This is a genomic window from Yinghuangia sp. ASG 101 (genome assembly GCF_021165735.1).
Taxonomy (GTDB): domain Bacteria; phylum Actinomycetota; class Actinomycetes; order Streptomycetales; family Streptomycetaceae; genus Yinghuangia.
Genome location: NZ_CP088911.1, coordinates 1 through 13,636 on the forward strand (window position 1 = coordinate 1; position 13,636 = coordinate 13,636).

General features: G+C 71.2%; 9 protein-coding genes and 2 pseudogenes. 7 read left to right on the plus strand and 4 right to left on the minus strand.

Going from position 1 to position 13,636, the window contains the following annotated elements; all coding sequences use genetic code 11:
- Positions 1 to 413: 413 nt before the first annotated feature.
- Together LO772_RS00005 and mobF are read right to left on the minus strand one after the other, a co-directional pair.
- A protein-coding gene (locus LO772_RS00005; protein WP_231776194.1) for an IS5 family transposase occupies positions 414 to 1,207 on the minus strand; the annotation gives its coding sequence in 2 pieces (ribosomal slippage) (positions 414 to 871 and positions 871 to 1,207; 795 coding nt in all).
- Between the two features lie 102 nt (positions 1,208 to 1,309).
- A complete protein-coding gene (mobF, locus tag LO772_RS00010) occupies positions 1,310 to 5,521 on the minus strand; it encodes a MobF family relaxase (protein WP_231776195.1) in 4,212 nt (1,403 codons plus the stop codon).
- A gap of 667 nt (positions 5,522 to 6,188) precedes the next feature.
- On the opposite strand from mobF, the pseudogene LO772_RS00015 reads away from it, so the two are divergent.
- Both LO772_RS00015 and LO772_RS00025 read left to right on the plus strand, forming a co-directional pair.
- Positions 6,189 to 6,347: pseudogene (locus LO772_RS00015) on the plus strand (transposase); the annotation flags it as partial.
- Between the two features lie 603 nt (positions 6,348 to 6,950).
- The gene (locus LO772_RS00025) at positions 6,951 to 7,427 is read left to right on the plus strand and encodes a nuclear transport factor 2 family protein (protein WP_231776196.1); all 477 of its coding nucleotides are present in this window, start codon (positions 6,951 to 6,953) and stop codon (positions 7,425 to 7,427) included.
- Between the two features lie 7 nt (positions 7,428 to 7,434).
- Here LO772_RS00025 and LO772_RS36180 read toward each other — a convergent pair whose 3' ends face one another.
- Positions 7,435 to 8,169, minus strand: a complete 735-nt coding sequence (locus tag LO772_RS36180) for a hypothetical protein (protein WP_443089351.1) — start codon at positions 8,167 to 8,169, stop codon at positions 7,435 to 7,437.
- A 192-nt stretch (positions 8,170 to 8,361) separates the two neighbouring features.
- Between LO772_RS36180 and LO772_RS36185 the strand changes: the two genes are divergently transcribed.
- Together LO772_RS36185 and LO772_RS36190 are read left to right on the plus strand one after the other, a co-directional pair.
- Positions 8,362 to 8,709 carry a hypothetical protein gene (locus tag LO772_RS36185; RefSeq protein ID WP_443089352.1) on the plus strand — a complete coding sequence of 116 codons (348 nt, stop codon included), beginning with the start codon at positions 8,362 to 8,364 and terminating at the stop codon, positions 8,707 to 8,709.
- A gap of 64 nt (positions 8,710 to 8,773) precedes the next feature.
- Positions 8,774 to 9,215 (plus strand): annotated as a pseudogene (locus tag LO772_RS36190) (Tn3 family transposase); the annotation flags it as partial.
- 875 nt (positions 9,216 to 10,090) lie between these two features.
- On the opposite strand, the gene LO772_RS00040 reads toward LO772_RS36190, so the two are convergent.
- Positions 10,091 to 10,930 carry a GlxA family transcriptional regulator gene (locus LO772_RS00040; RefSeq protein WP_231776199.1) on the minus strand — a complete coding sequence of 280 codons (840 nt, stop codon included), beginning with the start codon at positions 10,928 to 10,930 and terminating at the stop codon, positions 10,091 to 10,093.
- Positions 10,931 to 11,222: 292 nt separating this feature from the next.
- Between LO772_RS00040 and LO772_RS00045 the strand changes: the two genes are divergently transcribed.
- From LO772_RS00045 to LO772_RS00055, 3 genes are all read left to right on the plus strand, one after another.
- A complete protein-coding gene (locus tag LO772_RS00045; protein ID WP_231776200.1) occupies positions 11,223 to 12,146 on the plus strand; it encodes an NAD-dependent epimerase/dehydratase family protein in 924 nt (307 codons plus the stop codon).
- Between the two features lie 316 nt (positions 12,147 to 12,462).
- The gene (locus LO772_RS00050) at positions 12,463 to 13,047 is read left to right on the plus strand and encodes a GNAT family N-acetyltransferase (protein WP_231776201.1); all 585 of its coding nucleotides are present in this window, start codon (positions 12,463 to 12,465) and stop codon (positions 13,045 to 13,047) included.
- Between the two features lie 109 nt (positions 13,048 to 13,156).
- The gene (locus LO772_RS00055; RefSeq protein ID WP_231776202.1) at positions 13,157 to 13,312 is read left to right on the plus strand and encodes a hypothetical protein; all 156 of its coding nucleotides are present in this window, start codon (positions 13,157 to 13,159) and stop codon (positions 13,310 to 13,312) included.
- Positions 13,313 to 13,636 lie beyond the last annotated feature (324 nt).

The window sequence follows — 13,636 nt, forward strand, 5'->3', positions numbered from 1 at the left end:
CACGCCGCAGCCACGCCTTACACCAATGCATCTTTTGAGTGCCCAGGTCGTTGCTGTACGGAAGTGTGAGCGCGGTGATCACGGTGTCGCGGTCTCGGTCCAGACCCGGGTGAAGGCGTGCAGGTGAGGCGGTTCGGCTGCGCGGACGTGGACGATTCAGACGCGAGAGTCCGTCGGCGCTTCCAAGCGCAAGGCGTCAGGAGTTCGGCGAATCTCCCGACCACGGCGGCCAGTTGGGTCATCTCGAGTCAGGCTGCGGTGATCCGGGCCAGCAGATCGCGGTGCTCGGCCATGAGGGGGCGGTGTGGGGCAGAGGCCGCGTCATGCAGGTGGGGGCACACGGATGTGTTGAGATCGCTGGGTCGGTGTGACCGTCGACGTGAACGGGCGACCGTAGCGGCGCTTTACAACAGCTAACAGAATGAGTTGAGTTGCCGGTAGGTGATCAGGCAGCACCCGAGTTTGAGGAGTGCTTCGTGGATGTCGGTTCGGCGTTCCCAGCGGATGCGGAGGCGGCGGAAGCCGTGCAGCCAGGCGAAACTGCGTTCTACGACCCAACGGTGGACGCCCAGGCCGCTGCCGTGGGGTGTGCCGCGTCGGGCGATGGCCGGGACGATGCCTCGGGCGCGGACCTGGTCGTGATAGACGTCGTAGTCGTAGGCGCGGTCGGCGTACAAGGTGACCGGCCGCCGACGCGGGCGTCCGACGCGTCCGCGGACCGGCGGGACGGCGTCGAGCAAAGGGAGCAACTGCGTGACGTCGTGGCGGTTCCTGCCGGTGAGGATCACGGCGAGCGGGGTGCCGTGTCCGTCAGTGATCAGGTGGTGCTTGGAGCCGGCCCGGCCCCGATCGACCGGCGACGGGCCCGTGTGGAGCCCCCTTTTGACGCCCGCACGTGGCTGCCGTCGACCACGCAGCGGGACCAGTCCAGCTGCCCGGCCGCGTTCAGCTCGGCGAGCAACACCTCGTGCAGTCGCTGCCACACGCCGGCCGCGTTCCAGTCCCGGAGCCGGCGCCAGCACGTCATCCCCGACCCGAACCCGAGCTCCTGGGGCAGGTGTTCCCACTGGATCCCGGTGTGCAGCACGTACAGAATCCCGCACAGCACCTCCCGGTCCGGCAACCGTTTGCGCCCCGGGTTCCTGAACCGCCGCTGCACCTTCGGCAGCAGCGGCTCGATCCGCACCCACAAGTCGTCCGACACCATCCACGGCGAAGTCCCCACACATCGGCAAACGCCGAACTCACCCACAGGACACGGCCACCAGGACCGATCCACTCCAATTTGTTAGCCGTTGTTACTGGCGCTCTACTGACCCAGGCCAAGGCCGCGCTCAATCCTGCGGTCGCGGTCGATGCCGGGGGGCGACAGCCGTCCCGGGGTGGTCTGCTCGGGGTGTGTGCGCGATGTTCCGACGGTCGGCGGTCGTTCGAGCTTGTCAAGCCCGGCTGCGGCGCGTACTGCTTGTCGGCGTGCTTGCCTCAGGTTGAGTGCGGAAGTTTCGCCTTCCTGAGTGCTGTTGGGCTGGGAGCTCGCGCGCATGGCCGGGTGCCGTCGGTGGAGGATCTGCTGTGCGAGTCGGGCTTGTTCGCGTACGTCTTGGGTTTGGGCGGCCCAGCGGGTGCGTGCGGAGTGGATTTGTTCCAGGTGCCTGATACGGCGGTCCAGGTCTCGGTGCGACGTCTGGGCAGCCTCAAGTGCTTTTCTGAGGGCGGCGCGGCGTTCGACGCCGGCGGTGTGCGCAAGTGCGATGGAGATGCTCACTTCGCGGGTGCGTGTTTCGGACCGGGCCCGGTATGCCTGTCGCATCTGGGGTGCCACGTAGGGCGGCGCCCATGCTCGTTCGCGCTGGGCGGTGTCCACCGCCGCGCGTAGCTGTGCGTCGGAGGCGGCTTCCGTCCGTCGGTCGGATGGTGCGATACCCAAGGCGTCCGCGGCGCGGGTCCAGGCGGTGCGCTGGTCGATCGCCGCTGTACCGGGTTTGGGGCCGATCGCGTCCAGGTCGGCGTGGTAGCCGGTGTGTTCCCGGTACGCGGCCGCTTTGGCGGCGGCTTCGATCCAGGCTGCGCGTGCGGACAGATCGGTGGGGACGGGTCCGAGCCTGGCGGTCAACCATGGTGGGGGTGCGGCGGCGGCTCGTTCGCCGAGGGTGTGTACGCGGTGGTCCAGCAGGGTCGCCAGGCGGAGGGCGTAGGCGCCGCGGGTGCCGGGGATCGGTGGTGTTCTCGCGGTGAATGTCGTCCGTGTGCGTTCTTGGGTGCGGAGGTAGGCGGTGTGTCGGGCCCGGATCTGTTGTTCGGTTCCCCATCGCCCGGTCGCTGCTTCCGCTTGGACGCGGGCTTCGTGCTGCTGTGCTTGTTCGTGTTCTGCCTGGGCGATGCGGTTTTTCAGGCGCCAGTGGAGGACGGCGGAGACGCTTTTGGCGTCGTCGAGCGGGCCGAGGGCGACGGCGGTCTGTAACAGGCGGGCGGCGTTCATGCCGCGTTCTTCGGCGTGGCGTGCCAGGCCGAGTAGGGCCTTGTACGCGTCCTCGGTGGCCATTGACTGGTACGCGTGTGCACCGAGGGCGTTCTGCAACGCTCGGCCGTGCAGGCGGGCGTAGTGCTCGTCGACGAGGCCGGTCCACAGGGGTCCGAGGACGTCGATGGCGTCGGTGCGGTCCATCTCGTCCTGCATGACGCGCACGGCGGTGCGCTCGTGTTCGGTGCGGCGCAGGATTCGGGTCAGGACTGCCTGGTGTGTGGTCCGCCTGTGCTTGGGGGTGGTTGCTGTTCGGGCCTTGGCCGTCCTGGTCCACGTCGGTCCGGCGTCGGTGGGGATGTAGGCGTGGTTTTCGCGGCGGCCGCGGGACATGGCGACGTAGAACTTTTCGCGGCTCATGCGGGGGTCGACGAGGGTGTGTGCGGTGTCCAGGGTGGTGGCTTGGACGGCGTGGACGGTGGTGGCGTAGGCGAGTTCGGTGTGCTGCTGCACGTAGGTGGCGGGTAAGTCCATCGTGGTGCCGTCGGGGTAGGAGACGGTGAGGTCTCCGGCGGCCGTGCGCGTCGTGACGGTGGCGGTGTCGCGGTTGGCGGCCCAGCGGGTGCCGTCGCGGCTGGTGAGGGTGCGGTCGTTGTGGCGTAGTTGGAGTCGGTCTCCAACTCCAGCGAGGTTGCCGTCGCGGAGGCGGACTCCGTCGGGTTCGACGCGGCGGTGGCGGACCAGGTCGTGGCGGATGCGGGCGGACAGGTGGGCGGCGTCGCGGTTCGTGGTGGTGATCAGCGTGGTGTGGAGGCCAGCGAGGTGGTCGGTGAGCCAGGCGCGGCATGCCTGGTCTCGTGTGCTCTGGGTGGTTCCGGGGTGGAGTCGGTCGCGTGCGGCGTAGTCGGCGAGGATGGTCGGGTCGCCTGCCCGCAGGCGCAGGCTGGCGCCGCGTTCCCAGGGCTGGTGGAAGCGGTGGACTTGGCGGAGGGTGTGGGCGTGGGGTGAGGTGGTGGCGAGGTGGCCGAACAGGCCGCCGGCGCCGATGGCGGTGGTTTGGGCGTGGTCGCCGGTCAGGAGGACCTTCGCGCCTGCCTGGCGGGCGAGGGTGATGATGGCGTGGAGGTCGTCGGTGGTGCAGGTGCCTGCTTCGTCGACGACGACGAGTTGGCCGCGGTGGAGGCGGTAGCGGTCGTGGCCGTCGGGCTGGGTCGCCGGGTGTTGGTTGGCGTGGAGGAACATGCGGATGTTCTCTGCGTGGGGCACGCCTTCGCGGGTGAGGACGTTGGCTTGGCGTTGGCCCACGGCGAGGCCGAGGACGGTGTTGCCGTGGGCTTTCCAGGCTTGGCTCAGGCGGGCGATGGTGTGGCTTTTGCCGGTTCCTGCGGGGCCGACCAGGATGTCGATGGCGCGGCCGGAGGTGGCGATGGCCCGGGCCGCCGCGGCCTGCTCCGTGTTGAGGTCGGACTGGTCCACGACGTGCTGGACGATGTGCGCGGGAATGGTGGGGGCGTCGTGCGCGGCTGCGGCCTCGGTGATGTCGGTTTCGGTGACGAGTCGGGCGTCGGTGGTGTAGAGGTCGCGGCGCGGCCGCTGGTATCTCGATCCGCCGGTTTCGGCGCGGGTGAGTTCGTCTGGGGGGGCTGCGGCCGTCGGCGGGGTCAGCCGGGCGACCGCTGGTCGGCCGGGCCGTTGCTCGGACTGCCAGGGCGTTAGGGCGTCGTCGGCCAGGTCGTCCAGCAGCCTGCTGACCTGGGCCGGGGTCAGCCCGCCCAGGCAGTCGGGTAGCTGCCGGTCGATCTCGCGGACGATGTCGGATCGGGTGAAGGTCGCCTTCGCGGCCCCGACGGCCTCGAGGGAACGGGCGATCACGAGGTTTCGGTCGAATGGTTCGGGTGTGCGTGCCGTCCGGTCGGCGGCCTCGCGGACGTCTTGGGGCACTGTCAGGAGGGCTTGCGGCGCGGGGCGGGCGTTCCACCGTTCGAGGAGTGCCTGGCGCGTTGGTGCGTGGGTCTTCTTGCTCCTGCGGGTACGGAGGCTGGCTTCTTGTGCCATGCAGGTCAGCCGGTAGGGCGTCGGGGGTCGGCCGTGCGCGTGTTCGTAGGCGTCGGCGGCCTGGGCCAGATGGGTGGTGATGCTGGTGCGGCGGGTCGCGTGCGTGTCCCTCAGTGCTGCGGTGATGCCGAGGATCTCGCGGGCTTTGCCGTCCGGGCGCAGCGCCACCCGGACGCCGAGACGGCGGTAGAGGGCTTCCTCGGCGACACGCTCGCTGATCGCTCCCGCTTGCGCGCGGTGCAGGTAGAGAAACCTGCCGTCGAGAGTGCGCCACTTGCCGCGGGTGCGGCCGGTGGCCGGTTCGGTGTCGACGGTCCAGACCCGGTTCAGCAGCGCGCCGTGGATGTGGAGTTGGGGGTCCTCGTTTCTGGAGGTGTGCTGGCGGAACAGGGCCACAGTCCACTGGTGCGCGTCCACGCGCGTGACGCCGTTGCGCCCGGCACGAGAGTATCCGGCGGTGTCCTGCAGGAACTCCAGTGCGGCGCACGCGCCTTCGGCCCACGCGTCCCACACCTGGTCGGCGAGTGCCTGCCAGTGCTCCGCTTGAGCCTGGTCGTTCCTCTTGTGGGCTTGCAGGGCCTTGAGCTGGAGCGCGGCGTGGAACACCGACCAGCTCTTGGGGGCGGAGAAGGTGAGGTCGAAGTATCTGACCGGGCGCCTGTGTGTGGCGCGGACGGTGTGCTCGGCGGCCCGGCGCTCTTCGTCGGTCGCGCCGTGCGGCAGCCGCGCCAACGCGGCGGCGAGCCGCTCGCCCAGCGGTCGCATGGCGGCGGGTCGGCTGCCTAACGCGGCGCCTGTGGCCGGGTGTTCCAGCTTGCCGTAGACGCGGTCCATGACGCGCGGCTGGACCACCCCGGTGAGCCCGAGCGCGACAGCGCCGGCACCCCACCATCGGCCGGGAGGCTCGCCGGCCACGGCGACGGAGCTGAGGTAATGGTGTTCCGCGCCCTGACCTACCTGTCTGGTCAGGTACAGGGGATCACTGCCGGACGCAATGCTGAGCATCGCCGAGGCGGTCTGAGGTCAGGGGCGCTGGCAGCTGTGTCGGGTGCAACAGGTCGTGGTCCTCTCGTAGTGTTCCGTGTGGCTGGGCTGTACGTACGGGATGGCCTTGCGGGGCGCGTCAGTACGGGGCACGTGGGTGGGTGCGGGGCGGGGTTGAGGCGGCGAGTTGGATGTCGGTGTGTTCGATGCGCGCACTCCGAAGCGGTCGGGTCGGCAAGTCGGGAAAGACTGGCCATGCTTTCCATTGACGCTGGATCGCGGGTGCTCCGCCACACGCCGGGACAGCCGCCGTGCGCCGTGGAGAGACAGCCCGTGTTGGGGGCTTCCGCCGCCATCGGTGCGAGCGGCGGCCACACGAGCAATCGGATGATACTTCAAGTATCTCGAAGTTGCCCAGCTGCTTGTACTTGCCGGTGGCGGGCAAGCAGCAATAAAGCAATACTTTACGTATCAAATATTAGCTGCTGTGTACCGCGGGGTGCGAGGCAGCGCGGGCTGCCGGTGGATCCCTTCCCGGTCCGCAATCCGTGGCTCGCCGCGGCGCCCGGGATCACCGAGGTCAACTCAGCGCTGGCGGAGGGGCTGAGGCCGCGCAGCCGGGGCTGAGAAGTCCTGACAGAAGTCGTGTTTGTGGTGGCTGTTGGCTTGTCTCCTCGTTGGTCTGGTCATGGGGAAGCGGGTGTCGCGGCCGTGGATCGTGTCCGACGAACTGTGGTCGTTGGTCGAGCCGTTGCTGCCGGCGCCTGGGCCGAAGGTCAAGCCGGGGCGGCCGCGTGTGTCGGACCGGCAGGCGTTGTGCGGGATCTTGTTCGTGCTGCGCACCGGGCCGATCGGGGTCGACGTGCTCGGGCGACTTGGCGTAGACCTTCAGCATCACCCACCGTGCCCCGGACGGGTCCCGACCGACAGCGAGGTCCACGTCGTCTTCGGGCGTGTTCCGCATGTACTCGGGCTGCGAGGCCGCGAAGGCAGTCCAGGCGTCGCGCTTCGCCGTTTCGTCGTCAGGCCGGTAGGGGTTCGGCCGGGCCGTGATGGCGGCTCGGTCTTCGAACACGTCGGGGGCGAGGGCCGGGAAGAGCTCCTGCGGGTAGGTTCGCCCGATCTTCGATGAGCCTTCGCGCAGCAGGTGCACGCGGACGAGGGTTGGTTGAATCGCGGGGTCTGGACCGAGTCGCGGCCGTTGGGCGCCGGCGCCGGTTTGCCTCGCGGGTCGCCGCACGCCTCCCGGGAGAGGCTGTTGCCGTCCCCGACGTCGGGCATTTCCGACTCGTACGGCTCGATCGGCGGGACCAGGGGGTTGATACTGGTGGGCCCGCGTATTCAACTGTCGCGGGTTCCCCGGTCATTGGATGCCGCCTTTGACGGACAGTGACCGGGGGGCTGGGAAAAGCGTTGTCCCGCATCGGGGCGAGGCTGGTAGGAAGTGAAGATGATCGGTGAAGCGCTTGACCCCATGGACCGCTTGCTCGCGGAGCGAGCCTGCGAACGTCTGATCGTCGCCTTCGTCCGCCGCCTCGATCTTGGAGATTCTGGTTCGGTAGCCGATCTGTTCACCGCCGACGGAGTCTGGGAGTGGCCCCAGGGGGGCCGCCGCGTCGAGGGCCGGGAAGCGCTGCGCGTGTACTTCGGCTCTCGGCCGGCGGACCGGTTGTCGCGTCGCATGATGACGAACATCCTGGTCACGACGGACTCCGCAACGACGGCGACCGCAACGTCGTATCTGGTGACTTACCGTGTCGACGGTTACGTCGACGGGATGCTCCCGCCGCGGCTCCCCGCCAACGTCGGCCACTACGAAGACACATTCCAGAGGGTCGACGGCGACTGGCTCCTCGCCACCCGCACCGTGTTCCTGCCCTTCGGCAGCGATACAGAGCGTCTGCCCGCCCCGCCGCGCGACGCATGAGAACGGACTACCGCAGGGGCGGAGTCCGGCCTTCGGGTGACCGTGTGTGGTCGCCGGGGGCGTATCGGCTCCAGGTTCCGCCGGTCTCGTTGCGGAGGCGGCTGGTGGTCTTGTCGTGGTAGCCGGGGGCGTCCGCGACGACGGGTGCGGGGAGTTCGAGGAGTTGCCGGCGGACGGCGGCTCCGCGGGCGGCGGCGATGGGGGTTCCGGCCTTGTCCAGAAGCGCGGACAGGTGGTTGGGGCCGAGCGGCTGGCCGGTGCGGCGGCCGGGGAAGAGCCAGCGGGACGCCGGGTGGGTGGCGGTGTCCACGTTGCCGCGGTTCGTGATGTGCTCCGGCACCGGGGCGGCGGCCGGGGCCGGAGCGGGCGGGGGCGGCTCGCCGAGTCGCCGCAGCACGGCGTCGCCGTCGCGGTTGACGTCGGCGGTGGTGAGCCGGACGACGCGGCTCAGCGGTTGTGCAGGCAGGAGAACGATGACTCCGGCGACGCGGAGTCGTATCGGTATCTCGGTGCCGGTCGGAAGTCCGCCCAGGGCGGCGAGGCGTTCGTCTTCGCCCAGTGCGGGCCGACGGGAGATCTTCATCGCGGGGATGGTCAGGGGACGTCGGCGGTGACGGCCTTGCACGGCCCAGTCGAGGAAGCCTCCCAGGCGGGTGCGGGCGTGCTCGGGGTTCTCGGCGGACCAGGCGTCGATGTCGATCTGGCCGCATGACGCGAGGTGGTGTTCCGCTGGCTGAGCCATCGCGGGAAGTCGGTTGCGTACTGGGTCTGTTCGCCGGCGAAGCGGCGGATGTGGGGGGTGATGCGGCTCCGCTCGGCGCGGGCCCGCAGCAGTCCGGGGGGGACGTGCCGGGTCGCGAAGAGCTTGATCGTCTTGGTGTGCTCGGGACCGGCGATGTCGGACAGGCGGCCGGGAGCGCTGGAAGGGACAGGTGTGCTTGTCGACCGCGGGCAGGACTCCGCAGGCCATGAGGAGTTCTTCCGGGTGAGAGGCCGCCCGCCAGGGCTGGAGTTCGCGGAACGCGTCGCGGGTCAGCGGGATCTCGCCGAGGCCGAGCCGGCGAAGCGGCTTCGAGGCGTTTCCCGGTCGGCCGCGGCGCATGTCCAGCCAGGCCGGTCCGCTTCCGGGTTTGTCCATCGTCACCAGCAGGTCGAGCAGCGGGACCGGCGGGGGACGGACGCGGCCGGTGCCGTCGTCGAGGAGTGGGGTGAGGCGGTCGGTGAGCGTGCAGCGTTCACACAGCCGTCCGCGCAGGAGTTTGCCCTCGAAGCCGCAGCGTGAGCAGTCGAAGGTCTGGGAGAAGCCGGCGCAGGTGGTGCAGATCGCGGCTTCGTCACCGGGGGCGAGTCTGGAGGCGATGCGGGCGGAGATCGAGCGGGTGGTGCCCCGGCACGAGCCGGCCGCGGCGGTCGCTGCGCTGTTCGAGCCGACCCCGCCGCTGGACTCCGACGCCGACGAGGCGTGGCGGGCGATGCTGGTGGGCCGGTTCGGCCTCGTCCGGCCGTTCCTGGAACTGCTGGTCACCGTGGTGGACTTCGGCGCCACCCCGGAGGGCGGGGCCGTGCTGAACGCGCTGCGGTCGCCGCCGGAGCTGATGGGCCGCAGGAAGGTCGGCCCGGCCGAGACCGGCACCGGTCCGCTCACCGGGTCGTGGCGGGCGCCTGGTGCTTGGGGCGCCGCACCTGGAGCCGGGCACGGTGGAGTGGAAGGCGTACACGTTCTGCGTGCTGGAGCAGCTGCACCGGATGGTGCGGAGCAGGCGGGTGTTCGAACCACAAGCCGCCCGCTCCGCGAGCGCGGCGACGGCGGTGCTCACCGTCTCGACACGGTCCTGGAATGTTCGCCAGTTGTCTCTCCGCGCCCTGGGCCACCGTCTGGCGGGCGGCGTCGTAGGCGCCGAAGTGGGGGTTGCTGAAGTCGACGTCGAGACGAGAGCCCTCGTCCTCGCCGATGTACGGTACGCGCGGCGGCGCCGCGTCCGCGGTCGCGACGGCCGCGCGGGCGTCCCCGTCCGCCAGGACCACGGCGTGCCCGATCGTCGTCCTGAGGTCCGAACGCACCGACTCCGCACGGCGCTCCTCATGCGTCTCCGGCGCCCGCGGCAGCGGCGGGTCGGCCTGCACGATCGCGTGGACCGCGGACGACAAGCGCGCGGACGCGGCGGCTCCCACGTCGGGCGCGGGAGCCGTCGGCGCGGACGCCTGCCGTGCCGCGGCGAGGCGTCCGCGCACTTCGGTGACTCCGGCGTGGAAACCGACCCACCACGGGCCGTCCGTGGCCTCGCGGATGGCCCTTTCCAGCACAGGGTCGCGCCGTTCGCGACCGGTCGCGGTGTCCGGCGTACTCATCGCTGCCTCCATCGTTTCGGCGCTGATCCGTGCCGACCGCCGTGGGCGCGTCCGGCGGGGCGGGCACATCGGCCCGTGCGTCTGCGGCGAATCCCCCGAGGCCGTTTCCGAGACTAGGCGTCGCTTGTTGCAACGATGTTGAAGATCATTGCCGTACGGCCCCCGTCCCGGGAATCGCGCGCATCCGTGCCGGCCGCCGGCGGTGAGCGGTCCGGCCACGACGCCGGCAGCGGCTCCGGCATGCCGGCCGGACCTTCTCCCTCTGACCTTGCGCGGCGCCCCAGCCTTTCGCTTCGGGCCGGGAGGGCCGAACATCACGTGCCGTAGGGCGGGCGGGCGTATGTGGTGCGGCAGGTGCTTGGGGTGATGCCGGTGCGTTGGAGCAGGTGGTGTCGGAGGGAGTCGGCGCTGCCGAGGCCGCCGTGCCGGGCCGCCTGGGCCAGGGGAGAGCCGGTGGTCTCCAGGACCTCGCGGGCCCGGTCGACGCGCTGGCGCAGCATCCACTGCAGCGCGCTCGTGCCGCGCTCCGCGGGGAAGCGGCGGGTGAGCGTGCGCACGCTGGCCTTGGCGTGGCGGGCCAGGTCGGCGAGGGTCAGTGGTTCGCGGAGGCGGGTCAGGGCCCGGGCCCTGGTCGCGGCCAAGGCCGTTCCGCGCTCGGGCGGCAGGGGCGCCTCCACGATCTGCGGCACTTTGCCCGGGCGCGCCGGCGCCGCGGCCACAAGGCGGGCCGTGGCGCGCGACGGCGGCGCCGTAATCAGACCGCACCATGTGCGGACAAAATCCATCCCCGCAGACAAACCGGCGGAGGTCAGGATGGGGCCGTCTTCGACGAAGAGGACGTCGCGGCGCAGGTCCACGGCGGGGAAGCGCCGCGTGAACTCGTGCGACAGGATCCACAGCGTGGTCGCGGCCCGCCCGTCGAGCAGACCGGCCTGGGCCAGGACGAACGCGCCGGTGCAGATGGAGGCGATCCGCTCGCCGGACGCGGCGGCCGAGCCGATCGCCTCCCGTATCCGAGGGTCGCCCCGGTCGCGGGCGGCGGTTCCGGTGACCAGCACGGTGTCCGCGGACGCGACGGCGTCCAGACCGCGGCCCACCACGACGTCCAGGCCGCCGGACACCGCGACGGCGCCGGGGTCCGGCGTGCAGACCACGGACGTCGTACCCGGGGCCGGCGACGACGGTCGTCGCGCCGAACACGGGACGCCGGGCCGCGCCCCGAGGGCGGATACACGGCGACCGGCGGCACCGCGACGACGGCGACCCGGCGGGGTCACGGTCAAGGGCCACGGTGTCGACCTCCCGCTCGGTGTGGCCGGATCTTCCGGGTATCCGGCATTCAGGCCAGTAGTCCAGGCGGGCGCGCGGCCGCAGGCTTGGTGCCGTACCCGCCGACGCCCGACACCCGATCGGCGCGGCGGCACCCGCACCACGTCAGGAGACACCGTGACCTTCGATGTCGTCACCGGCGCCGGGCCCGCCGGCAACGCCACCGCCCTGCTGCTGGCCGAACGCGGCGACCGCGTCCGCGTCGTCACACGCGGCGCAGGGGGCCCCGACCATCCCCTCGTCGAGCGGGTCGCCGCCGACGCGACCGACCCGGATGTCCTGACCGGGCTCCTCGACGGCGCCCGGACGCTGTACAACGCCGCCGCGCCGCCGTACCACCGCTGGCGCACCGAATTCGCGCCGCTGGCCGCGTCGTTGCTGACCGCGGTGGAGCGGTCGGGGGTCGACTACGTGATGCTCGGCAACGCGTACGGCTACGGATATCCGCCCGCGGGCGGGCGCGTGAGGCCCGACGCGCCGATGGCCCCGGTGTCGGGCAAAGGCCGGGTACGCGCCGCGATGTGGCAGGACGCGCTGGCGTCCCACCGGGCCGGGCGGGCACGCGTCGCCGAGGTCCGCGCGAGCACGTTCCTCGGCGCACACGCGCAGTCGCTGTTCACGCTCGTGGTCGCGCCGGCCGTGCGTGCGGGCGAGGAAGCCGTCTATCCGGGCGGCCCCGACGCCGCGCACAGTTGGACGTACATCGGCGACGCCGCGCGTACTTTGGTCGCGGTCGGCGACGCGCGGCAGAGCGACGCGGTGTGGGGGCGTGCCTGGCACGTGCCGTCGGTGTCCGAATTGCCGGCCCGTGATCTCGCCGTGCGGATGGCCGAGGTGCTGGGTGCGCCGCCGGTCCGCGTGACCCGCATGCCGGAGGAGGATCTCGCGCGCCTGGCCGCGACCGACGAACTGATGGCCGAAGTCCCCGAGATGCGCTACCTCGACGACGAGCCGTTCCTCCTCGACGCCTCCGAGACGGAACACGTCCTCGGGCTCAAGCCCGCCCGGCTCGACGACGTGCTCCGGGAAATGCGCGGCTGACCGACGCCCTGCCGGAGGGCTCGACAATGCGGGGCCGCTCCGGAGCCCCGGCCGCCGGGCCGGCCTCGTGGCACGGGTGCGGGTCGCGGGCGGCGGGGTCGGCCGCGTCCCGGCCCTGCCGTGCGCCACCACCGGCGGCCTCCCGCTCCTGCGGCGGGTGGGTCGACGTCCACGAGTTCGGCAGGCGGGGCCCGCCGTTGGCCCGAGAGGGCACGACTCTGGGCGGTGGTCGGGCCGCGGTCGGAGGCGCCTTCGCTGGGAAGGCTTTCTTCGTTCGCCGGCTGATGTGTCCGGGCCGCCTATCGCGAGGAGTGTCGTGCCAGACGTTTCCGTGCGCTCAGCAGGTGCCGCCGACCGTCCCGTGGTGGAGCGGCTGTGGCTGATGTTCCGCCACGACCTGTCGCAGTTCGATGGCGTCCTTCCTGATCCTGACGGGACCTTCCACACCGATCGACTCGACGTCGCTCTCACTGACTCGGACTGGGCGGCCTACCTCGTGTCGGTCGGCGTCCGCCCTGCCGGGCTTGCCTTCGTCCGGGGGCTGGGGGGCCCGAAGCGCGTGCTCAACAGCTTCTTCGTCGTGCGTGGGGCACGCAGGGCGGGGATCGGCCTGGCTGCCGCGCAGCAGGTGATCGCCCGTCACCCGGGCCCTTGGGAGGTCGCCTTTCAGGACGCCAACGCGGCGGCGGTCCGCTTCTGGCGCCGCGTCGCCGGGGAGATCGCCGGTGACACATGGACCGAAGAGCGCCGGCCGGTGCCCCGCCGGCCGGAGCTCCCGCCCGACGTGTGGATCTCCTTCGACTCACCGCGGAAGACCGCCCCGCGACGCCGGCCGTCGGAGGGCGACGAACAGGGCCTTGGCGACGGGTGGCCCCGCAGCCATGCGCCGAGCCCTGAGTGACGTTTGGGCTCGTCCGTCGACCCGCGGCTCCCGACTCGCGTACACAGCCACTCGGCGGAAGCCGCGGTCAGCGCTCGAATCCCCTCCGCGGTACCAGTCGGCCCGCACCGTGACCGCCGCACCGCCGTTGCTGCGGGTTCTGTCGGCGCAGCAGTCGCTGATTCGGGTGCACCGCCGCGCGCCGCCGTGGAAGTATCGAGGCGAGGTCCGGCACGGCCGGGCCGACAATACTTTCGACAGCGGCGCGGTGTTTTTATCGGGGTGAATGAGAGCCACTGCATCGCCCGTTTTGGGAGCCGGGTTGCTCCGTTGGTGACGGGGATGGACGACGTCACAGGTCCATGATCGTCAAAGTGAACGGGAGCCACCCCTATCGGGTGACTTCGTGGTGGTGTTCGTGTGGGTTGGAGTGTCTGCTGTGGGCCCGCACTGGGTGGCGCTAGCGTGTGTGTCACCGGGCCCTGTCGGTCCGCGTCCCTGACAGGCGCGGTTCGAAAGGGCCCGGCCCGTTGTCAGCGGTTCTCAGGGGCGTGCCCGCAAGGGGGTGCTCCACTGCCCGGCCGGACGGGCCACTTGTGCGTGTGGCGTG

Bases quoted from the DNA above. Each gene is read 5' to 3' on its own strand.
- mobF (WP_231776195.1), bottom strand. From the start codon at position 5,521: ATGCTCAGCATTGCGTCCGGCAGTGATCCCCTGTACCTGACCAGACAG.
- LO772_RS00025 (WP_231776196.1), top strand. From the start codon at position 6,951: ATGATCGGTGAAGCGCTTGACCCCATGGACCGCTTGCTCGCGGAGCGA.
- LO772_RS36180 (WP_443089351.1), bottom strand. From the start codon at position 8,169: ATGGCTCAGCCAGCGGAACACCACCTCGCGTCATGCGGCCAGATCGAC.